The 25,446-nt window shown below is 66.2% G+C and carries 1 protein-coding gene; it reads right to left on the bottom strand.

The window, feature by feature from the left end; genetic code table 11:
• Positions 1 to 2 precede the first annotated feature (2 nt).
• A complete protein-coding gene (locus MAIT1_RS10360) occupies positions 3 to 25,187 on the bottom strand; it encodes a hypothetical protein (RefSeq protein WP_085442208.1) in 25,185 nt (8,394 codons plus the stop codon).
• Between the last annotated feature and the right edge of the window lie 259 nt (positions 25,188 to 25,446).

Genomic DNA, 25,446 nt, shown 5'->3' with positions numbered 1-25,446 from the left:
CTCTACTCCGCCAAGCCCGCATCCAACCCCAGGTTGACCAGAATCGTCAGGAACGCCTCTTTACTCAGCCCCTCATCACCGCCGTTGATCTCCTGATAGCGGCTGAACGCCTCATCCAGGGTCATGTTGGCGTAGCCTTCGGAGAACAGCGTGGAGACGGTGTTGATCACCTGCCGGGTCAAGCGCTCCTGGGCGGTGTTGGGCTGCGTTCCCGCATCACTCTGACCGCCGCTGCTCTGCCTGCCCGCAGCGGCTTCGCCAGAGGCCGCTGGCTGCGCGCCACCGGAAGCGGTGTTTGCGCTCTGCCCGCCGCCCGCATCGCCGCCGCTGGGCGCGCCAGCCCATTGCGCCGCGCGCGAACCCGAGCCCGCATCCGCTCCTGCGCCAGCGTCGCTGGCCGTCGTTTCACCCGCCGCAACGACACCGCCGCTGGTGGTGGCGTCGCCACTCTGGGTCTGACCGCCGAGCAAACCGCTGCTCCCGGTTCCCAGGACGCCGCCCGTTAAGCTATTGATTCCTGTTGCGCCACCGCCCAGGTCGCCGTTCTGAGTCCCACCCACAGCGCCGCCCAGCGTTCCGATGCCCGCATCGCCGCCAGCAGCCGCGCCGCCAAGGAACGGCGACAGCGCGCCGGAGAGTTGTGACAGCGACTGCCCGCCGCTGGCCGCGCCGCCCGGATTCAGCGGGTTGAGCCCACCGCCCGCGCCACCGCTGTCCGCACCAGAGCCAGACAGCGTCCCGGTGGGGGTCAGGCCGCTGAGAGTGTTGGTTGTTCCACCCGTCGCAGCCGCGCCGGTCGCGGTATTGCCAGCAGTGGTCCCGCCCGTGTTGCTGGAGCCAGCCAGACTACCGAGGCTGGAGCCGCCAAACACCGGCAGATAGCCGCCTGTATGGGTGCTGGAGGCCACCGCATGATCCAGCACGATCTGGCCGCCATGGCGCACCGCCACGTTGCCTGCGGCGGTGATCGTTCCGCCCGCCTTCAGATCGAAAGTGTCCGCCAGATTGCGCAGCGCCGCTGAACCCACATCCACATGCAGGAAGGTGAGGGTCACATCATCCTGCTCCAGCAGATGGATCTGCCCGCTCCCCACATTGGTCAATGAGAGATCGGCGGCGTTGATGGCGATGGGGGCGTCCGCTGAAACGCCAATGCCCGCCCCCGCGCTCAGAGTCAGAGTGGCGGCTTCCAGGTGGTTAAACGCGCCGCTGGCCGCCGCCTGGATGGCGCCGCCCGCGCTCAGAGTGAGCGTGTTGGCCGCCGTGATGTGGGTCAGGTCGGCATCGCCGCCCACCACCATGGCGACGTTCCCTTGTCCGCTGATGGCGACGCTGGAGTCGCCGCTCATGGCCAGACTCCCCGTCACATTGATCTGCGCATCGCCGACGCTATCGATGCTGCCGGTCAGGGTCAGGCCGTTGGCTCCGGCGATGCTGCGCGCGCTGCTCACTGCGTTCACGCCGACGTTGAACAGAGTGGATCCACCCACGCTGATGGAGCCGCTCAGGTCCGCGCCGCCGCCCACCGTAAGCGCCAAATCGCCGCCCACACTCAGCGCGCCTGCATGGCTCAGGTCACCGCCCACATCGCTGGTCATGGCCCCGCTCACGCTGAGGCTGCCGCTGTCGCTCCAGTTGCCGGCGACGTTGGCGGTCATGGCGCCGCTGATCTGCATCTGGCTGCTGTGGCTCCAGTCGCCGCTGATGGTGAAGTCGGCATCGCCGCTCACAGAAAGCGCGTTGGCGAAGCTGGCGCTGGCCGCATGCAGAGTCAAACCGCCGCCCACGCTCACCGCGCTGCTCATGGCGAACGCTTGTTGCGTCGAAATCGCGGCATCAGCGCCGACGCTCAACGCCGCATTCACGTTCAGCGCGCCGCCTGCCGCAAGATCCAGCGCGCCGCTCACCGCCATGGCGCCCGTCACGCTCACCGCGCCGCCCGCCTGTACACTGGCGGTGGCGCCGTCAAAGGCGGCCTGACCACTGTGGCTCCAAGCGCCCAGAGTGGAAAGCGACGCCGCGCCGCCTACACTCAACGTTCCGGAGGTAGCGACATCGCCGCCGATTTTGGCGTTCAGCGCGCCGCCAATCGTGGTCACGCCACTATCGGTATAGCCGCCCTTCACATTCATCACGGCGTCGCCGCCGCTGGTCAGCGTTCCCGATTGGGCCAATTCCGCGCCAATGGTCAGCGTGGCGTTGGCGCCTGCTTTGACCACCCCCGACAGCGTTGCGGCATCACCGGCGCGCAACGTGAGCGCCCCCTGCGTCGCCGCCTCGCCGCTGATGGCCATGGCCGCGCCCGCCGTAACGCTGGCGTCGCCGCCCGCACGGAGCATGCCGCTAATCTGCATCCCGGCGCCGCTGGTCAGGGCGGCGTCACCGCCGCTCTCCACTGCGCCGATGATATTGACCGCGCCCTGCGCCGCCATCTCCACTGCGCCCGCGCTGGCCACGGCGCCATCCACCAGAATGCCGCCCGCCGCCTGAATGAAGAGGCCATCGCGGGCGTCCAGCGCGTTATGGATCTCCACCCTCTGTTGGCTGGCGATGTGGGTCGCGCCCTGCTGGCTCTGCACCGCGCCATTGAGGTTCACCGAACCACCGCCCAGCGTTTGCAAACGGAAATTGGCCGCCGCGCCCGGCGCCGATTGCAACGCGCCATCCACCACCAGATTATCCTGGGTCTGCATCAACAGATCCCCGCCCACCAGAACCGTCGCGCCCACATGGGCGCCGCCGCCGAAGATGCGGGTGACGTGATGCAGATGGCTGGCGCCCAGCTCCACATGGGATTGCGCCGCGTTGGCGGTGGTCAGGGTGAGCTGTTTCACGCCCGCGCCCAGGGCGTCCAGGTCCGCTTGAGCGATGTGCAGATCGCCGCCCGCAACCGCGCCCACATCGCCGACGCTCAGATTGGTCTGCGCGTTATGGGCGCTGAAGGTGACGCCCGCGCTGGCCTGCAGGCTGCCTGCCCCGCCCAGCAGATTGATGGAATCCGATTGCAGATGGATATCCCCTGCGCTCACCGCCAAACCGGCGTGGAATTGGACGCTCTGCGCCGCCTGCACCGAGACCCGCGCCGTGCTGGGCAGCGTCCGGTCCGCGCCGGTGATCACCACGTCGCCATGCCAGTCCGCCTGCTGGCCGCCGCTCACTTGCAGCGCCCCGGCCACGCTCACGCTATTGTGCGTTTGCAACGCGCCCACCTGTCTGAGGGAGGCGTCGCCGCCGCTGACGAAACCGTTCTGGAACGCCGCCGTTTGGATACGCTCCAGGGTGAGATTTCCAGCCGTGGTCAGGGTTTGCGCTGCATCCAAAGAGGCCAGATCGCTCAAGCTGGCCGCACCCAAGGTCAGCGCGCCATCCAAGGTCACCGCCTGCGCCTGCGCGATGGTGAGTTCACTCGCCGCCACCGTCTGCGACAGGGTCAACGCGCCGCTCAACTGATTCAGGTTCAGTGCGCCGCCCACCTGCACGCCGCCAGAGAAGCCGACGACGCCGGCGCCGCTGATGGACACATCCTGACTGGCGGCCACATCGCCACCCACGGTGAGATCGGATACGCTGCTGATCCGTGCGTTCCCTACAGTGAGGTGGGAGCCCAGCGTCACGCTCTGAGCATTGGCCACGGCGAATCGAGCCGCGTCCACCGCGCCGGAGAGACGCATTGAGCCCTCCACATTGATCATGCTGAACAACCCACCCACGCTGGCGGCGTCGGTGATGGCGATGGCTCCGGTGTCCGTGACGGTCAGGTCGTTGTTCACCAACAGAGTCGAGCCCAGGGTGACGTCGCCCACGCTGGCAATGGAGCCCGCGCCCAAGGTCGTTGCGCCGCTCACGCCAATGGCTTGGGCTGTATCGATGCTCAAACCGCCCGCGCTCAGAGCGTCGGCGAATCGCATGGCGCCGCTGATGTTGCTTAGACCAAACGCACCGCCCACGCTGGCCGCGCCGGTGACGTCGATGGCCTGAGTGGAATCAACGATCAAATCGTTGGTCACCGTGAGGGTTGAACCCAGGGTGATATCGCCCACACTGGCAATGGAGCCCGCGCCCAAGGTCATGGCGCCGCTTACGCCGATTGCCTGGGCCGTGCTGATGCTCAAGCCGCCCGCGCTCAGGGCGTCGGCAAAGCTCATGGCGCCGCTGATGTTGGAGAGGCCAAACGCACCGCCCACGCTGGCGGCGCCGGTGACATCAATCGCGCCAGAGCCGTCCACAGTCAGGTCATTGGTCACCGTGAGCGTCGAGCCCAGGGTGATGTCGCCGACGCTGGCAATGGAGCCCGCGCCCAGGGTCATGGCGCTGCTCACGCCAATAGCCTGGGCTGTGCTGATGCTCAAGCCGCCCGCGCTCAGGGCGTCGGCAAAGCTCATCGCTCCATTGATGTTGGAGAGGCCAAACGCCCCGCCCACGCTGGCCGCGCCGGTGACATCAATCGCGCCAGAGCCGTCCACAGTCAGGTCATTGGTCACCGCGAGCGTCGAGCCCAGGGTGATGTCGCCCACGCTGGTCAGGGAGCCCGCGCCCAGGGTCACGGCGCCGCTCACGCCAATAGCCTGGGCTGTGCTGATGCTCAATCCACCCGCGCTCAGAGCGTCGGCAAAGCTCATCGCTCCATTGATGTTGGAGAGGCCAAACGCCCCGCCCACGCTGGCCGCGCCGGTGACGTCGATGGCCTGAGTGGAATCAACGATCAAATCGTTGGTCACCGTGAGGGTTGAACCCAGGGTGATATCGCCCACACTGGCAATGGAGCCCGCGCCCAAGGTCATGGCGCCGCTTACGCCGATTGCCTGGGCCGTGGTGATGCTCAATCCGCCCGCGCTCAGGGCGTCACTGAAGTTCATCGCGCCGATGATGTTGGAGAGGCCAAACGCACCGCCCAAGCTGGCGGCGCCGGTGACATTAATCGCGCCAGAGCCGTCCACGGTCAGGTCATTGGTCACCGTGAGGGTTGAACCCAGGGTGATGTCGCCCACGCTGGTCAGGGAGCCCGCGCCCAGGGTCGTTGCGCCGCTCACGCCAATGGCCTGGGCGGTGCTGATGCTCAAGCCGCCCGCGCTCAGGGCGTCGGCGAAGCTCATGGCGCCGCTGATGTTGGAGAGGCCAAACGCACCGCCCACGCTGGCCGCGCCGGTGACATCAATCGCGCCTGAGTCATTCACGGTCAAGTCATTGGTCACCGTCAGGGTCGACCCCAGGGTGACGTCGCCCGCACTGAAAATCGAGCCCGCGCCCAGGGTGGTCGCGCCGGTCACCGAAAGCGCGCCGCCGGTGGTCAGACTCAGGGCGCCGCCGACGCCCAACGCGCCGGTCACGGACAGATCGCCCAGATTATCCAAACTCACCCCTTGTGCGGCGGTCAAACCGGCGTCAAAGTTCACCGCGCCCAGTTGACTCCCGCTCACCGAGCCCACACTCACCGCGCTGGCGAAGGCGGTGGCGCCGCTCACGTTCTGCAGCGTCAACGCGCCGCTGAGGCTCACCGCGTCGGCCACGCTCACCGAGGTCGCTCCCAGCACCGTGAGGGCATCCACGCTATCGGCGGTGGCCCCGGTCAGAGAGAGCGCGCCGCTGGCGGTCAGAGTCAGACTATCGGCCTCGCCCACGCCATCGCCTGTGAGCAGGTCGAGCCCAGCGTTGCTCAGGGTGAGCGCTCCGCCTGCGCTGATGGCCCGCGCGCCGCTCAGGTGAATCTTGTCGCTAATCTCCACCGCGCCCGCAGCGCTGATATCCGCCGCCAGATCGTAGGTGGCCCCGGAGCCCTGCACGGTGAGCCCGGCGCCGTCGATGAGGCTCAAATCAGCGTTTTGCGTGATGTGACCGCCGGTGGCGGAAGCGCGCAGCGTGGTGGAATCCCGCAGCGTCACCGCGCCGCCACTCTGGCCGATGGTGATCAGGTGCGCGCTGTCGGCGCGGCCAAAGGTGAGCGAGGCGAAGCCGTTGGTCAGCAGATCCAACTCCGTCTGGGTCAGGTTCAGATCGCCCGCCGCGCCGTCGCCGAGGCCGATGCTGCGATCGGTGGCCTCGGACTGAATGGTGAGCGCGCCGGAACCGCTCACCGCCGCATTCAGCGCCATGGCGTCGGCGGTGAGGGTCACCGCGCCAGACTCGGCGCTGATCGCCGTATCCGCCGTGAGCAGCGCCCCGGCGCCGGAGGCCAGCAGGGTCAGATCGCCAGCGCCCAGCACAGCGACGCCAGCGCCGTCGGCGCTGAGGGTCATATTGCCCGCGCTGGTCAGCGTGACGGATTGCCCGGCGCTCTGCTGAATGGCCCGCGTGATGTTCAGATCACCGCTATTGCTCAGATTGACCGCGCCCACACCGCTATTGATCAGACCCAGCCCACCGCCGATGACGGCGTCAATGGCGTTGCCATCAGACCCCACGCCGGTAGCGGTGCGCAGAATCACGCCCCCCGCCGCATCGATGTCGGTGTGGGCGTCGCCGCTGTCCAGAATCGCGCCGCTGTGGCTGGTAATGGTGATGGCGTCGGCGTCGCTATTGGCGCTGCTCAACCCGCCCAGAGTGATATCCGCCGCCGTGGTGATGGCGATTTTGCCCGCGCCGCTGTTGACCAGCGCGCCGTCGGCCATGTTCAGGCCACCGGCGTCATTGGCGTTGGAATCCGCGCGCAAGGTGACGTCGGCATTGGCGGCGATAGAGCCCCCTGCGCCGAACTGCACATTGCCCCCCGCGCTCAGGCTCACCACGCCGCCACTGCTGGCGATGGCGCTGTTCACCACCAGATCCGCCTCGCCGTCCACCGCCAGGGTGACGGCGTCCTGCACGTCGATGGCCGCGCCCGCGCCGCTGTTCTGCACGGTGAGGCCGGTGGCGGCGGTGATGCTCACCGCCCCCGCAAACCCATTGGCGATGGCGTCGATGGTGACCTCGTCGCTGTCGCTCAGTGTGATCGCCCCCGCCGCGCTCTGGGTGACGGAGAGCGTATTCACATCGCCGGTGAGGCTCACCGCGCCGCCCGCCTGGAGAGTCGCCACATCGCCGGTGATGGCGGAAGCCGCCACGCCGCCGCTAGCGGTCAGAGCGATATCGCCCTGCGTCCCGGCGTTGAGGGTCGTGGCGCTGATGGCGCCCTCAGTGGCGGTGAGGGTGATGTCGTTGGCGTCGCTATCGGTGTGGGAGACGATGCTCTCCACGCTGATGTCGCCGCCCGCCGTGAGGCTGAACGCGCCATTGGCGGTGGAGCCGGAGGTGATGGTGATATCGTCCTCTTCGGTGACCACCGCATCGCCTGCGCCGGTGAGGCTCAGGCTCAAGGTATCGACGCTGGTGTTGAGCGGGGTCACCGTGGCGCCGCTCAGGTCCAGATCCGCCGCATAGATGGTGTTGCTGTTTAGCGTGAGCGCGCCGCCCGCCTGCAACTGGATGTCGCCGCCGTCGGCGTCCAGCACGATGTCGGAGCCCAGAATCAGATCGCCGCCCGCCAGCAGGGTCAGGGTGGCGCCCGCCTGCATGCTCAGTTCGCTAATGGTGAGGGTTCCGGTGACATCCACGGTGATGTCGCCCTCCCACAGCGGCAGAATCAGGGTCAGATCTCCGATCACCTGCCCAGTGGGCACGCCCAGAGTAAGCTGCTCCACCGCCGTGGTGGATTGCACCTCCAGCGCCTCGCTGGCGCTGAAACTCACCGGATTATTGACCCGCAGACTCACTTCATAAGCGGTCACATCGGCGTTCAGGTCGATGGCCGAGGCGATCTCGGCGGCGGAGCCCAGCGCATTGAGCACCACCCGCCCGGCATTGGCCCCGGCGGCGACGTAGTCCAGATAGAGCGTGTCCGTGGTCTGCAGGGTGACGTCGTTGCCCGCCGCATCGGTGAGGGACTGCGCCAGCCACACGGTGAGATCGCCGCCATTGGCGTAGGCGAAGGCCGAACCGTTCCAGGCGGTCATTTCGCTCACCGTCAGGGCGCCAACGTTCTCAATGGCGATATCGCCCGCCCCCGTGTTTTCGGCGCTGAGGGTGGCGGCCTGAGTCAGCAGGTCAATGCCGCTGACCGCCGTGATGTCGATATTGCCCGCGCTCAGGGAGGAGAGGCGATCGCCTTGCACCGATGCGCCCTGCAGGCTCAACTGCGTCCCCGCCTCCAGGGTAGCCTCAACAAAGTTCAACGCGCCGCCCGCGCGCAGGGACATCTGCTCCACCCCCGCGCCGTCAGTGAGCCCGCCAAGGAAGCCGGAGATCTGCGCATCGCCGCTGGCGGTGAAGTCCATGGAAAGGGCCGCGCGCAGTTCGACCTGGGCCGCATCCAACGCCTGCACGTCCATGACGATTTTGCCGGTGGGGATGGCGTCAAAGCGCGCGGTCAAATCCGCCGGATTCACCGCCGTTTGGCTATACGTTCCCCCCGACTCGGTGTAGTAGAGGCCGGTGGATTCGTTGTGGTAGATGCTCTGTCCGCCGCCATCGGTATAGATGCGCATGGCGGAAACCGGATCATAGGCGGCGGTGGAGACGGCGCGACCGCCGCGAGCGGTGATCTCCAGCTGCTCGATAGGCGCGCCGCCCACCCCCTGCACCACGCCGTTGACGTAGACATTGGCGTCGGAGGTGAGGCTCATCAGGGAGGCCGCGCTGAGCGTCCCATCCACTTTGAGGGATTCGCCGGTCTCCAGAATCAGGGTGTCGGCGGTCAGATTCAGGGTCTGGCCGTCGGGCACGCTCAGATGCATGGCGTTGGCCGCGCGCAACTCCAGGGTTCCGGTGGCCTGATAGCTCTCCTCCACGGAGAGATTATCGCCTGCGCTCAGATGCAGATCGGTGCCAAACGCCAGGGCGTCGCCGCCCACCAGATCCTTCACCGTCAGGTTGCCGCTGGTGGTGGTGAGCGACAGCGCGCTGTCGACCCCGCCCGCCGTGACCTGCAGCACCTCCATGTAGCCATCGGACTGCAAGGTCACCGACCCGGCATCAGCGGCAACATGCGCTGCCGTCACACCGGGGCGCGCCTCGCCGTAGCCGTCCAGATCGCTCAATTGGATATCGCCGCTGGCCGCTGTAATCGAGATCCAGGCGTTGACCGCCGTGTGCAGGCCGCCGATGGCTCCGTCTGCGGTGAGGGTGAGCCCATCACCGATGAGGTCGGGCTCGGCGTCATCGACAGCGCTGATGGCGCCGCCTGCGGTCAGGCTGATGTCGCTTTCCGCCGAGAGCGTGCGCGTCTCGCCCGCATCGGTGGAGAAGATCCCCGCCTGCACGCGGCCCACGCTGATGGCCCCGGCGGCAGTGACCATCACATCCAGATCGTCGCGGCTGGTGAACAGGGTGACCGCCTCCAGCGCCACATCGCCGTCGTGGGTCAGGCTGAAGGCGCCTTCACGCACATCGGCCTGATGCACGGTGAGGGTTCCGCCGCCGCTGTTGCTCACCGACACATCCCCCGCCACCCGCGAAGCCAGGGTCAGGGCGCTGGCGTGGGTGGTGAGGGTCAGGGCGGTGTTGGCGCGCACGGTGATGTGGTCGGCGCTCAAGGCGCCGTCGCCGCTGGCGACAATGGCGCCGTCGGCGTCCAGGGTCAGATCGCCCAGCCCGGCCACGGAGACCGTATCATACAGAATGTCGCCGCCATGGGTGGTGAGCCCCACGCCGCTGGCGTCGGATCCGCCAAGGGATTGGGCGTTGGTCACGCTCAACTGGCCCACCACGTCCACGCTGATGACGCCGTCGGCGGTGACCGCGTTGGTCAGGATCAGATCCGCCGTGCTGGTAATGGTGATATCGCCCGCGCCGCTGGTTTCGGCGTCCACGCCGCCGCCCGCCAGATTGGCGCTCACGCCGCTCACCGCCCGCGCGGTGAGCGTATCAGCGCTGATTTGACCCAAGGCGTGATCGATGGCTCCGGCATCACTGGTGAGCGCAATGGTGGTCCCGGTCATATTGACCTGATCCAGCCCCATATCGCCCGCACTGTGCAGGGTGAGGCTCTCGGCCTGCAGATAACTCTGGCTCAGGGTGATGGAAGCGCCGTTGATAGTCAGGGTTCCGCCCGCATCGGCGACTTGCAGGTCGCCGGTCAGGTTGCCGGTGACCGCGCCCACGGCGTCCACAGTGAGGCTCTGTCCGGTGTGGATGGCGCCATCCAGCGCCAGCGCGCCGCCTGCGTCCAGATCGATGCTCTTCAGGCTGGAGAGCGCCCCGGCCACGCTCAGATCGCCGCCCGCAGTGAGGGTAATGGCGCTGGTGGAGCCGACGCCGCCATCATCAACCGTGATAGCGGCCGAATCGGCGATGGTGATGGCGCCCACGGCGCTGAAGCTGACCGCCGAGTCCGCCGTAATGGTGGAGATCGCGGCGATGGCGCTGGGGTCGCTGGCCACCCCCAACCCCTGCTGGGTGATGGCGCCGCCCGCATTCACGCTGAGGGCGCCGACGTCGATCAGCGCGCTGAAATCGGCGTCGCCGCCGCTCTGAATGGCGACCGCGCCGCCCGCGATAAGGGATTCGCTATCGAATTCGGCAAACGTACTGGGCGGATCATTGCTGTACTGGCGCACCGCCTGCAGCGAAGTCTGCTCCGCGGTGATGGGCGCGGTGATCCACTGGGTCACCTGCTGGCTGGTGACCACCTCGGTCTCCACTTCGCGGGTCTCGTAGACCGGCTGGGTTCCCCAGATGGCTTCGGTGTTGCCGCTCCAGTCGTAAGTGAGGGTCAGGCGCGTATCGGCGATGTCGCGCCACACCGAGGTCCAGTCGTAGTTGTAGTCGTATTGGGTTTCGTAGATGTTCTGATAGGAGCCGTTCCAACGCGGATCCCACTGCACCGCATAGCCGCCTGAATCATGTCCGGCCCAGAAGTCATTCCATTTGTTGGCCAAAATTCCAGTGCCGCTACCGCCAATGACTACGCCATGCTCGCCGATTCCGCCGGTTATATGAGTCGGTTCGCCTGTGGCCCAATTCGCCCACACCACGCTGTCATAGACGTCATCCCCCTTCTGCGGCGATACGGTATGCGGGTCCGACGCCCAGATAAAGTTATTGACGACGCCATCGGTCCCCACCATGTATTCATGATGCCACTCTTCGTTATAAGCGCCATCGTAAACACCGATCCAGGTCAACCCCCAGGCGTCAGCGTTACTGGTTCCCGTCAGTTCCGGGATCTCCGCTATCAACGATACGATCTTATCGTGCTGCGCCTGCGTCATGGGCTCGGCCAGCTTGCCGCCCAGACTGAGCGCCTGATCGTGCGCCTCCTTAAGCGTCAGCCCCTCCGCAGTATTGGCCGGGTTGCCTTTATAGACGGCGATGGTGCGATCGTCATAGCTGTAGTGCAGCTCCTGCCCCACCAGAATATTGCTGTGGGTGGCGATGGTGGACTGGCCGCTGAGCAACGCAGTAGATGAGACGAAGCCGCTTTGGGCGTTCACCCGCGCGCCCAGTATGTCGCTCTCGGCGCCGTTGCCGCTTTCCAGGGCGTAGGCGCCGGTGGTGAACAGCGGATTCTCGTTGTACCGCACCGAGGCGCCGGAGCCCGCATCACGGCCATCGTTAATGGAGTATTCGCGCTCGCCGCTGCCGCCGATGTAGTCCACCCGCCAGCGCCCCGGGGAGTACTCCTGCGCGCCATTGGTGGGCATCACCCCGCTGACGTCGTAGTCGATGGAGTAGGTGGTCTTGGTGGGGTTGCTGGACTCGCCAGGGTTGGGCAGCGCCTCGTAGCCGCTGGAGACAATGGCCTTGGAGGTGTAGTAGGAGCGGTCCTGAATGTAATTGACGTCGGCGTGTTCGCGCCACTGCCCCACGCTCTCCTGCCAAGTCACCGGCGCGCCGGTGGAGACCACGTTGAGCACATCCAGCAATTCGCTCTGCACGCCATTGGGCACGCGCAGATACTTATCCGCCCAGTTGCTGGTCTGAATATTGATCACTGCCGACTGGCCGCCGCCAACCGCTGTATTCCATTGATTGTCCCAATCGCTCCAACCGGTTTCCGAAACGATGCCGTATTCGGTGGTGCGTTCGATGGCGTTGGCGTAGCTCAGATCGAACACCGGCATGTAGCCCAACTGCGCCAACAGCACGTCGCGCTGCTGGTCGTTGAGTTCGCCAAAGCTGGCGCTGCTCACCGGCGCGGTGGTCCCGCTCCAGTTGATGGCGCTGTTGTGATAGTCCACCCCCTCCACGAAGTACTCGCGGAATTTGTCCGCCTCGGTGGCGGCGTTGGGGTTGTAGTAGCCATCCTGGGTCAGGGTGATGCTCATGAAGTGGGCGATGTTGCCGGTCTTCACCGACACCTGCCCCACCTCTTCGGTCACCTCGGTGGTGACCCACTGGATCTCGGGGATCTCGATGTAGCCGTTCTCCACCTCCTGGTAGCCGGTGACGATCTCCACCGTGACCGGCTGCATCACCACCACCGGTTTGGCCAGGGCGATGGTCCCGTCGCCCAGCGCCGGGGCGGCGGAGATGGAGACCTGATCACCCGCCGTTAAGGTGATGGCCCCGGCGGCGTTGAGTTGCCCGGCGGACTGCACCCAGATGTCGCCCGTCGTATTCAGCTCCGCCACCGCCAGCTCGCCGGTGAGAACCGCCTCGCTCCAGGTCAGGTCCACGCCGCTGCGCGCCAGAATGTCCGCCGCGCCATCCACCTGCCCGGTGACGGCGACCAGGGTGGCGGCATTGAGGATAATTTGGCCGCCCGCGGCGTCGTGGTTGAGTAGATGGCCGTCCACCTGCACCGTGGTCGCCGCCAGATGCAGCAGCGACCCCGCCTCGGCGGTCCCCGCCTCCAGCCCGCCGCCCTCGGCGGCCAGATAGATCGCATTGTCGGCGCGTAAGGTCACCGACGAATCGGCGGCAAAGCTCTTGACCACGCCGCCGGGCAGAATGTTGACGTCCAGCGCCTGCAAGCGCGCGCTGGCTTCGGCATACACGCCGCCGCCCACGGTGATCTCGCCCGTGGCCGTCACAGTCACGGCGGCGGTGTCGGTGACGGAGACGCCATCGACCACGTCCAACTGCCCCACCACGCCGCCGATCACCATGTCGCCATCAGCGCTGACGGTAATCTGACCACCTGCGCCGGAATCCAGCACGCCGCCGCTGGTGAGGACCGCCGCGCCCTGGTCATCGGTCCCCCACACCAGGGAGGAGACCACCAGCGATGCGCCGGAAGCCACGCTTCCCGCCTCCACGGTGAGCGCGCCCTCGGCGCTGACCACACCGTTGACCAGAATCATCTTGTCGCTGCTCACCCGGGCGGTGGAATCGGCGTCCAACGCTTGAATGCGGCCCTGAATCTGAATATTGCGGTCGGCGTCGATGGCGATATCACTGCCCGCCTCGATGGCCGACAGACTGTTCATGGCCAGCGCCGTGGTCGCCACGCCATCGGCGATATCCAGATCCACGCCGCTCAGGCCCTTGAGCAGACCGCCGCGGGTAACCGCCGCACCGGTTTCATCCACGTTTTGGCCGCCCAACACCACCGATTCGCGGATATTGACGTCGGCCACCGCGCCGCTTCCACTCCACACCAGGGCGTCATTGGCGTCCACATCGGCGCCCGCATAGATCCCGCCGATGAGGTTCAGATTGGCGGCGTTGATCTGCGCCACCGAATCCACGCCCGCGCTCATCACCCGGGCGCCGGACTGGATCTCCACCAAATCGGCAGCGGTAAGGGTGACGCCCGCCTCGGCGCGTAGGGTGGCGCCCTGCTGGATGTCCTGGCCCTGGTCCCCGGCGCCCGCAGCGATTTGGCCCAACTGAATATCGTTGGCGCTGGTGACCAGCAGTCGCGCGCCCGTTGCCATGGCGGCGATGTCGGTGTTGTAGATGAGGACTTTGTTGTCCGCATGCACGGACATCGACCCGGCCAGTTCGAAGTCGCCGTGCAGCTCGGCAACGCCGGAGACTGCGATGCTCACTTCAAAATCATCCGGGTCGGCGGTGGCGCCGCTGGACTTCACCACCCCGGCGATATCCACGTCCAGGCCGGTAAAGCGGATCGCCGCGTCGGTCTGAATCCAGCCCGACTCCTGGGTCACGGTGAGAGTTCCGCTGGTCGAGCCCAGTTCGATGAGGGCCAACCCGGCGCTATCGGGACCGATGGCGCTGTTGATCACCACGTCATTGACGCCGGTAACGTGAATCTCGCCGCTGGCCGAAAGCGTATTCAGACGGCTGGTGCTCTCGGTGGTGACGCTCACTTCGTCCGCAGTGACGTTGGTTCCGCCGCTAATCAGGATCTGGTCCGCCGCCGTCACCGAGCCGCGCAGGGTCAAACTCTGGTCCGAGTGCAGAATCACGTCGGAGCCGTCGCCGCCCGCGTAGAGATCGCCCTTGATCTCACCCACCACCCCGGCGTTGAGCGCAATGGAGCCCGCCACCGTCTCCAGCGAGCCGGTCCAGTCCAGGTCGATATCCACGCCGTCGGCGGATTGACCGGAGTAGAGGTTGATGGCGCTGTAGGCCTGCACCTTGCCGCCGATGTAGAGCTTGCCGTTGGGGCCGTCCGGCGCGCCGATGTTGATCACCGCACCGCTCTGCGCCGCTTGCAGGGCGTAGACCCGTTCGGAGGCGGCGTCGCCGCTGGCCAGTTGACTCAGACCCAGTTGTTCCGCCCCAGTCGACCCCGCGCCCAGACCGATCGCATAGGGCGAGGTGAACAGGATGCGCCCGTCGCGCAGAGCCATCTCCACGTCGGGGTTGCCCGCGTCCATCTGGTAGACCGAGCCCACCGCGTGGTCGGCGTTGTTGGAGCTGACCACGCTGAAGCTGGCGTCGGCCAGGGCGCTCTGGATGTCGGCCAGCAGATCGTTGAGAGTGGCGTTGTCGGCGGCGCTCGCGGCGCTGATGGTCACGCTGCCCGCCACCTGGAAGTCCACCCGGTCGATGCTCAGTTGCAGGGTCACGTCGCTGTTGAGCTGACCGCTATTGCTCACCGCCCATTGGGCGCTGGCGATCTCGTTGACATGACCCGGGGCCAGAATCTCCACCGCGCCGGAGGCGTTGAGGTTGATGCTGGCGTCGTCCATCCAAGTGGACAATTGCGCCGAGCCCAGCAGGCGAATGCCCGAGACCGTGTCGTCATTGGGATCGGCGCCGCCCACCACGTCGATGGTTTGCCCGGCCTGCACATAGGTGCCCAGGCGCACCTGACGGTCGGCCTCGATGCGCAGGGTCGAGGCCCCGCCCAGATTCTGGAACTCCCGCCCCAGATAGCCGCCCGCCGCGTCGCGAATGGCGACCACATCGCCGCCGGAGGCGATCATGCCCTGGATGTCGGCGCCGTCGGTCGCGTCAATGAGAATGTGCGCTGCGGCGTTGTGCGCCGAGACCGCGCTGGCCCCCTGCACGATCACCCCATAGCCGTCATCGCTGCTCCCGCCGACGATCTCCACTTGCTGATTGGCGATGACGCTTCCGCCCACCACCACCGGGTCGTTATTGCTATCGGTCGTGGTCCCGCCGATCATCGCCTGCCCGGCGGCCTCGATGCGCGCCGTGGCCGACTCGGCGGACCAAGTGAAATTCTCGCTGAGCAGATTGCCGTCGCCATCGCGGATCTGCTCCACATTGGCCCCGGCGATCACCCGCCCCATCATCTGCAGGCCGGAATCCGAACGCACTGTGGCTTGCGCGCCGCTACCCGCCGTGGTGTGGCCGGAGACGGTAACGCCGCCGGATGTGGCGATGATCAAGCCCAAGCCATTGTCATCGGCCCCGGCGGTTCCGCCGTGCAGATCCACCACGCCGCTGGCCATCACCCCGGCAGTGAGCAGCAGTTGCTCACCCGCCGTGACGCTCACCGTGGAGTCGGCTCCGGCGAAGCTGACGCCTCCCGCGCCGATGCTCCCCCCGGCCACAAACGAGCCATAGAGTTCAATATCTTCGGCGCCGCTCACCGTGATGCTGGAGCCCGCCTGATTGGTGTTGAACAGCGCCGCTTCGTGCAGGTAGAAGCTCACGCCGTCGCTATTGGCCCCGCGCGCAGCCACGCTGATATCGCCATTGACGTCGGCGGCGCCCTCGTAATAGATCCAGCTATCGGAGTCCAACACCAGATTGCCGTTCGCGCCGGTGACGTTGACGTTGCCGCGGAAGATCAGGTCATCGGCGGAGGCCAGGGTCAGGGTGGCGTTGTCCTGCAACGCGGTGATGGTCCCGGTGACCATCAGGCCGAAGCCGGAGTGGCCAACCAGCGGATGGTCGGCGTCCAGGGCCTGGAAGTAGTCCAGATGGGTATGGAATTTGGCCCCGCCCTCAATGGAGAGCGCGCCGCTGCTGGTCACGCTGCCGGCAATCCACACATCGCGCGCAGCCGAGAGGCTCACGCTGGCGTCGGCGCCGATGATCTGCGCCACCGGCGCGCCGCTGCTGTTGTCGAACGCCACCCCCGCCATCACAGCGCTGCCGCCCTCGGTGTGCAGATAGGTCCCCGAGCGCGCATCCACCGTAGCGCCGTCAGCGGAGGCGGAGAGGATGCCCCCCTCCAGCAGGCTCAGGCCGGTGGCGCCATACACGTCCGCCAACCCGCCCGCGCCGGAGGCGATCACCGATCCGGCGATCTTCACGCTCTGGCTGGCGTTGATGTCCAGCACCCCGCCCGCGCCGGTGATTTCGATGCGGCTGCCCAGGTCAGTGGTGAGGCTGTTGAGGCCGTCATCGTGGTCGATGATATTGCCCAGGCCGGTGGTGCCGGTGATGTTGATCACCACCGCGTTCTCGCCCTCGATCCAGCCGCCGACGAGAATCTGTTCGGCCACGTTGAAGGTCAAATCGGTCCCGCTGACCCCGGCGTCGGGCAGCCCTTCGGGGTCGTGCAGATTCTTCGACTGCAGCGTCAAGTTGCCATCGACGTTGAAGGTGAGATGGCCGCCCGGGGCCTGCACGTCGCCGACGATGGTGAGATCCTCGGTGGTGAAGACCATCTCATCGCGAATGGCGGCGTTGACCACGCGCTCGGCCTGAGAGCCTTTGACCACAAGGGCGTCCTCGGCGTCGCCAATGAACATGTCGGAACCGGCAAACTGATGGCCGATCTCGATGCGGGTAAAGCCATCCTGCAGCGCCGCCAGATCCACCATGGAGAGGTCCAGGCTGCTGGAGTTGAGCACCCCGTCGCCATTGAGATCTTCGCCGTCATCCAGCACGCCGTTGGTGTTGATATCCTCGTCGGCGGTGAGGAAGCTGCGGTCATCGCCGCCCCATTGCTCGCCCGCCGAGCCGATGCGGTAGTTGTACAGGTCGGTATAGCTGCGGATGGTCAGCACCCCCGCGCCGCGCACCTGATCCTCGCCGGAGACAAAATCGATCTCGTCGGCGATGAAGGTCACCCCCGCCGAAGCCGAGGTGGTTTCGATGGCGCCGGACTCCAGGGTGAGCTGCGCATCGCGGCTGGTGAGGGTGATGCTCACCGCGCCGCTGGCCGAGAGGGCATAGGCGTCATCGCCATCCTGCACGCTGGCCACCCACTCGGAACCCGCCGTCGTCACCCAGTTCATGGCGTCGGCCCAGGCGTGGCCCACGCTGGGGATGAACAGACCGGGGTTGTCGTGCACGTGTTCATACTGCGGCGGCGGCGGCTCCACCCCGGGAACCACCTCCTGCGGAATCTCCTGCAGGCCATAGTCAAGCGAGGTCAGGGTGAGGCTGTCGGCCTCCTGCAGGAAGATCTCGCCCGCGCCGCCGGGGGCCACATTGAGGGTGAGCGCAGCCACGTCGGTGAGCAGCGGGTCGATGGCCGAGCTGGCGAAGCCTTTGGCTTTGAGAATCAGATGGCTGCCCGCGCCCTGGAAGGTGAGCCCCGGGGTGCGCAGAATGTCGCCGTCAGGGGCGACAAAGCGCATCCAGCCCGCGCCGTCGCCAGTCACCGCTGTACCCGCCGAAATTACCGGCGCTACGCGCAGATCGATATCGGCGCCGTCGCCCACCGCGCGCACGTCGATGTAGCCGTTATTCTTGGCGTGCAACTGCTGGTCGATGATGAGGGTGTCGCGGCTCTCCAGCACGATGTGGGGGCCGGTGATATCGGTTTGCAGGTCGATGGACTGACCGCTGATCCACAGCCCCACATCGCCCATGTCCAGATTGGCGCTCGCGCTGCGCAGGGTGATGTCGGCGCCGTAGTCAATGACGCCAAAGCGCTCCAACCCGGCGTCGAAGTCGATGCCCTGGGCGCCGTTGGTGATGTGGTTGCCGTTAAACAGCAGGTCGTGGCTGGCGGCGTCCAGTTGCAGATGCACCACGTCCCAGTCGCCGCCCGCGTCGGTGATGGTCACATCATTGCTGTCGGCGGTGACGGTGACGCTGTCGCTGCCCGCGCCCAGCTTGATGGTGTTGGCCGCGCCGCCGTTGGCGTCGGCCAGGGCGTCGGTGACGTTGAGGCCGGTGAGGATGTAGTCGGGAACCTCGCTGCCCTCCACCTCTTGTTCATAGTAGCCGGTCAACTGCGCGCGCTCGGCGCTGATTTCGCCGCTTAAGCCCATGGAGACGGCGGAGAAGTCCAGGGTGTTGGCCCCGCCCGCGTCGCGGAATTCGTCAGTGCCGAAGTTGTCCTGGAAGATGAAGGTATCGTCGCCGGAGCCGCCCACCAGCAGGTCGTTGCCCTCGCCCCCCTCCAGACGGCCCGCGCCGCTGCCGCCGTGGATCAGATAGGCCCCGCTCCAGGGCGCGTCTTCGTCCACGCCGCCGAACAGATCCACATCCGAGAGCACGCCCACGGTCTCGATGTAGTCGAAATCCGTGCCGCCATCGGCGACGATTTTGGAGACCCCGGAGAAGATCTGCCGCCGCCCCATGCCGATCACCAGCACGGTCTCATTGCCCGCCACGCTGGCGACCGGATTGCCGTAGGCGTCGGTGTCCATGTGGATGATGGAGAAGTGCTCCACCGTATCGTTTTCGGCGAAGTTGCGCGACCCCGCCCGATCGCCCATGTTCAGGTGCAACTCGCCGCCGCTGAAGCTGGTGGGATTGTCGACGCTGCCCGCCAGATAGACGGTGGGGATCTTGAAGTTGCCGATGGTGAAGCCCACCGTTTTGCTGATCTCGAACAGCCCCAGGTCGATCTTCACGGTGATGCTGATGGACAGATCGCCCGAGCCGCTGTTGTAGTCGAAATTGAGCGATGGCAGGTTCAGGCTGATGCCGAACAGCTTGGCCCCGGCGCCCATGGAGCCGTGGATGTCCAGCACCTGGTTGACGTAGGAGATGGACAGCTCGCCGCCGCCCCATACGCCGAACGACGAGGTGCCGATCTCCAGCCCGCCGGAGAGATTGAGGGCGAAATCGCCCAGGGAGTTGAAGAAGCCGGAGACCGACATGGAGGCCACGCCGAAGAAGTCGGCGGTGAGCTCCACCACCTGGATGCGCAGCACGCCGCTGCTGACTTCGACGTAGGCCGAACCCTGCATATCCAGCACGCCCAGCAGGCTCACCTCCAGGTTGGACAGGTCCACCCGGTAGAGGTTGGCGGCGATGCCCATGGTGGTGACCGAGCGGGTGTTCATCTGCAGGCGCAGATCGGCGTTGAGGTCGAACACCCCGCCGATGCCCCAGGAGGAGCCCGCCATGAACTCGGTGGCCACCGCCGCATCGATGGCCAGCCCCGGATTGGGGTCAAAGGCGTAGAGCTGCGCGGTGGCGGTGATGGAGGCGCGCAGCAGCAGCGCCTCGAACTGCGGCAGCGAAGCGGCGATGTGCAGTTCGGTGACCTGGGCCGAGAAGAGGAATTTGAACGCCCCCACCAGTTCGAACGCCCCCACCACCTCCAGGCTGCCCTGGGCGTCGGCGAGGAAGTAGGGCTGCGCAAACGCGCCGTCGATGGGCGGCGCAGCGCTGATGGTGATGCTGCGCAGGCCGTCCACGTCGGGAAATTCATCCGGCAGATCGTAGACGATATCCCGCATCAGGGTGTTGGCCTGAATCAGGAAGTCGGCGCTTAGGGAGAGGCCCAGGGCGTCCAGTCCGTCGGCGGCGAGTCCGGCGTCCAGCTTCAGGGCAAAGCCGTTCTCCTCCAGCAGCACCAGGCCGGTGGCGTCCAGGGTGAACAGGGTGGCGTCGCCCAGACCGATGGTGAGTTCGGCGTCGGCGTAGACCTGTAGCGCATCGCCCGCCAGTTCGAACTCCATGGCGCCGCTCAGGCCATACAGCTCTTCGCCCGCCACCGCCAGCCCCATCTCCACCACGCCGGAGGCTTTCAGGTACAGCTCGGAGAAATCCAGGGAGATGAGCGCGTCGGGATCGCCGGTCTCCACCAGGAAGGCGCCGCCTTCCATCTGGGTGAAGTCCACCGCCGCCACGCCCTCCGCCAACCCCAGGCCAAGGTTGAATTGCAGATCCATGGCCTGGGCGTTGGCGGTGACGCCATCCACCCCCACCAAACCCATATAATCAACGCTCAATTTGCCCGCCGCGAAGGCGCCGGGGTTGAGCAGTTCGGTGGACTTCATCAGCACGAAGCCGCCGGTGACGTTCTCCACCGACAGCCCCACCGCCGCGCCGTTGACCGCATCGTCGGCGTCGATGTCGTGGTCGCCGTCGGTATCGGCTTTGTAGGGACCGTCATAGCCCATGAAGCCGTAGGCGTTGGAGATCCCTACCGAGAGGGTCGTAACTGTGCGGGTTCCGCCATTGGTCAGGTTAACCGTCTCGGTGGCGCCCCAGGTGAACGCCGCCGCGCCATAGAGTCCCAGCGCGCCGCCAATCTCCAGCTCCGCCCAGGCGGTCTTGGCCTGCACGATGCGGTCGTCGAAGTCCAGATAGAGGGGATCGCCGCCGGTGGCGATCTCCAGCCCCGCCGGGTCGATCTTGCCGTCGCCGTCGCTGTCCGTATCGGTCTCGGCGGCAAAGCTGGAAGCGAAATCCACCGCCGGGATGAACGGATCCATCCCCGGCGGACTGGCGAACCACGCTGAGCCGCCGTTGAGATTCAGCGTCAGATCGAACGCCTGCGCGGTGACGCCGTCGATGCCCACCAGCCCGGCGGAGCTGACCTGCGCCTTACCGGCGAACAGCGACGGCGCAATGGCGATGGCTTGCGTGGGGTCCAGCAGCGCCAGCCCCAGGTCGATGTCGGTGAACTGGAAGCCGATGGCGTTGGGGTTGATCTCGTAGTCGTTAGTCGCGTCGCCGTCGCCGTCGGTGTCCTCGGTGAGCGCCGCGCCGGGGTCGGCGGCCAGCAGCGCCGCATCGCTGAGGAAGTAGCCCCCCTCGGCCTGACCAAAGAAGCCGTAGGCGTTGGAGACCCCCACGGTGGTGAGCGCCACCTCCAGGCCGGTGATCGTCTGGTAGTCAGCGGACAGGCCGGTTCCCAGGCTATTGGCCAGATCCACAAAGCCGCCCGGCGCCACCGAATCCAGGTCGGTGGGCAGGCCGGTCTTGATGTTCACCTGCGTAGTGGGGCCGCGCTCGAAGGCGAAGCCGCCCACCACGGTGAGGTAGTCGCTGATCTGCAGAATGCCCTGATCTACATAGACGCCAAAACGCTCGTTGCCGTCGAAGTCGATGTAGACCGGATTGAGCGGATCGCCGGTGTTGATCTCAAAGCCCACCGGATCGATTTTGCCGTCGCCGTCGTCGTCCGTGGTCTCCGCCGGGAAGCTGGCGGCCCAGTCGATGGCGGGAGGCCCCAAACCGCCCAACCACGCATCGGCGCTGTTGAGCTTCACTTGGATGCCCGTGGCGTCCAGGGTCAGACCGTCGAAGCCCACCAACCCGGCGCTCTCCACATTGAGCAGTGCGGCGTAGAAGTTGGGCAGCAGGCCGCCATAGCCGGGCAGCGCCGCCGCCGTGGGCTCCATCATCACCACGCCGCCGGTCACGCCGTTGATGGAAAAGCCGGTGGCGTCGGGGTTGATCTCGTAGTCGTTGGCGGCGTTGCCGTCACCATCGCTGTCCTCAGTGAGGACGGCGTCGGGATCGGCGGCCAGAATATCGGCGTCGCAGAGGAAGTAACCGCCCGGCGCATACCCGGCAAAGCCATACACATTGGCCATGCCGATGGTCATGGAGGCGGCTTCCGTGCCGGTGATGTAGGACGGATCGTCGGTGATGCCCAGCGCCGACAGCAGGCCGGAGTAGGCCCCGGAGAGCGGGTGCGAGCCATCGGCGATGTCCGACGGCAGGCCGGTGGCGGCGTTGACCATGTAGGTGGGGCCGCGCTCAAAGGCGAACGAGCCGGACAGGTGCAGATAGTCGGCGATGGTCAGGCGCGCGCTCTCCACATAGACGCCAAAGCGCTCGTTGCCGTCAAAGTCGATATAGACCGGCGTGGCCAGATCCGAGGCCGGGACTTCAAAGCCCGCCGGGTCGATCTTGCCGTCGCCGTCGTCATCGGTGGTCTCCGCCGGGAAGCTGGCGGCCCAGTCGATGGCCGGGGGCCCCAGCCCGCCCAGCCAGGTGGAGCCGCTGTTGACCTTCACCGCGATGTTGTTGGCCTCCAACTCGAACTCGTCCAGGCCCACAGTGGCCACGCGCTGGGCGTCCAGGCGCGCGGCGTAGAAGGTGGGCAGCAGCGCGCCATAGCCCAGATTGGCCGCCAGAGTCGGCTCCATCAACACATAGGCGCCGGCGATCCCCTCCAGCATCAGCCCCATGGCGTTGGGGTTGATCTCGTAGTCGTTGCTGGCGTCGCCATCGCCGTCGGCGTCCCAGGTGTGGGCCAGATCGGGATACTGGGCGGCGAAATCGGCGTCGGAGATGTGGTAATCCCCCTCCACCACTCCGGCGAAGCCGTAGGCGTCGGACACGCTCACCGACAGCGCCGCCACCTCCATGTTGTCGATCCAGGTGGGGTCATCGGTGATGCCCATGGCCGACAGCAGCCCGGAGTACATCCCCGAGAGCGGGTGCGAGCCGTCGGCGATGGCGGCGGGCAGACCGGTGGCGGCGTCGATCTGATAAGTCGGCCCCTTCTCAAACGCAAACGCGCCGGAGACGTGCAGATAGTCGCCCACCGTGAGCGTAGCGTTGTCCACCGAGACGCCGAAGCGCTCGTTGCCGTCGAAGTCCAGATAGAGCGACTGCCCGCCCGCGACCACCTCAAAGCCGGCCGGATCCAGCTTGCCGTCGTTGTCGCGATCTTCGCTGTCCAGCACGCCGTCGTTGTCCAGATCCTCACCGGCGTCCAGCACGCCGTTGCCGTTGACGTCCTCGGTGGTGAGCAGGCCGTCGTTGTTAAGATCCTCGCTGAGGAATGAGGAGGCGAAATCCACCGCGCCGGGGCCGTAGCCGAATGGCCAGGTCTCGCCGCTATTGACCTCAACCGACAGCCCCTGGGCGCTGAATTCCACCCCATCCACCCCCACCAGATCGGCGGCGTCCACATCCAGTTTGGCGGCGTAGAACGACGGCAGAAACGCGCCGGTGATGGGCGCGCGCGAGGCGATGGGCTCGAGGAAAGCGTAGGCGCCGTTGATGCCGGTCAGCGCCAATCCGGCGGCGTCGGGGTTGAGTTCGAAATCGTTGGCGGCGTTGCCGTCGCCATCCAGATCCCACGTGGCCACGGCGTCGGGGTCATCGGCCAGCAGATCGGCGTCGGAGATGAGGAAATCCCCCGGCGCATAGCCGAAGAAGCCGTAGCCATTGCTGATGCCGATGCTCATGGAGGCCATGGGCATATCTTCGATCCGCAGCGGATCGTCCATAATGCCCAGAGAGTCCATCAGGTCCGCACAGGCGGTCACCAGCGGGTGACCGATATCCACTGCGTCGGCGGAGAGGCCGGTGTTGACGTCGAAATTGGTGATTGGCCCCTCTTCAAAGCCGAAGCCGCCGGTCACGTAGAGGTAATCCGACAGCGCCAGCACGCCGCTCTGCACATTGACGCGATTGACGTAGGCGCCGTCGAAGTCCAGCAGGAAGGTCTCCGCCCCGGCGCTGATCTCCATGCCGGTTCCATAGGTGGTGAGGAAATCCACCGCCGGAATGCCGCGCCCGAAGGCCCAAGTCTCGCCCTCGTTGTACTCGATGGTGACGCCGTCGCCAGCGAAAGTCAGACCATCGACGCCGACGAACTCGGCGTGGGATGCGCTGGCCTTGAGCGCAGAGTAGTCGGGCAGGAACGGATTGACCGAAAGGAAATCGACCATGGCCAGGTCGAGATCCTCCATCCACAACCCCACCGCCTCAGAGTTGAAGGTGTGGTCGTTGGTGGGGTCGCCGTCGCCATCGGCGTCGGTGAGGGGGTCGGCGTCCCAGGCGGTGACGTAGTCGCCGCCGATGCCGATAAAGGCGTCGGCGTTGGACAGGCCGATCTTGATGGCGGCGGTGAGTTGATCCTCAATCACCGGGCCGTAGCCGAACAGATCGCCGCCGCTGCCGTTCTGCGCCGTCACCGTCTCCCACGAGGTCTCCAGATTGAAGGCCCCGTGCACATGGATGAAGTCGCTGATGTGGAAGGTGGCCACGCCGCTGAAGGGATCGGCCAGGGTATTGGCGAAGTAGTCGCTGTTGAACTGCATGCCCAGCGCGGTGTTGGCCGCCGCGTCATCGGTCTCGATGCCCAGCAGGCCGCCGTTGACCTGTTTGACCTCCAGGCTGAGGCGGTCGTCATACTGCTCGATGTCGAAGTAGAGCGAGCCGTCGCCAAAGCCGAACAGGCCGGTGGCGTCCTCAAACGCGCCATTGACCGAACCAAAGGTCAGAATGTCGAATGTCTGCCCCACCTCGGGCAGAAAGTCGTTGAGCAGGGTGATCTCCAGCGAACCGGCCAGGTCCGCCGCGCCGGTGATCTGCAACTGGTCGTAGCCGTCGTCGACCACTTCGACGCCGGGACCGGCGGTGAGCCCGCCAATCTCGATCTGCAGCGTCGCGCCGCTGGATTGGGTGTAGGCGTCCTGGGTGATGATGCCCGGCGAGTTGCCCGGACTGACCACGCCGTCATTGAGCACCGCGCCCTGCACCGCGCCGGTTCCGTTCAAGGTGGTCGACGCGTCGATGCGCAGCGCGGCGTCGGCGGGCAGCAGCGGCTGATCCGGGGTCAGATGCAGCGTGGCGGCGTCGGCGGCCTCCTGCGCGGCCAGATCGGCGTCGATATCCGCCGTCTGCGCGTCGTGGGCCAGCGCCGCTGCCGCCAGGATATCCGCCGACAGGAAGATGCGCTCCTCCAGCACCTCGGCCAGACAGCCCAGCGCATTGGGCGCTTGCTCTGTCCCGCGGGCGCTTGACGCTTGGGGACGCGGTTGTTTTGTCAGGCGACGACTCATCACCAGCCTCTTCCCGCCGAACGGGTTCTGCCAGGGGAATCAATGCGCCCAGCGCCCCGCCACCGCGCGCAACACAATAAAAAAAACAGAGAAAACTCTTTTCAAGACCAACATAAACAGGGTAATTATTTGCAGGATCCCTAGCCACAGGAGGAGAATATCCCGCCCTGCATAAGTCGACCACGGCCCAATCCCACGCTTTCCAGGGTAATCAATGGCTGTAACGGTTTGTACCCATCCAATTCTACTCAATACTAAC

This window comes from Magnetofaba australis IT-1 (assembly GCF_002109495.1).
GTDB lineage: Bacteria > Pseudomonadota > Magnetococcia > Magnetococcales > Magnetococcaceae > Magnetofaba > Magnetofaba australis.
This window is presented reverse-complemented; position numbering and strand designations above follow the sequence as displayed.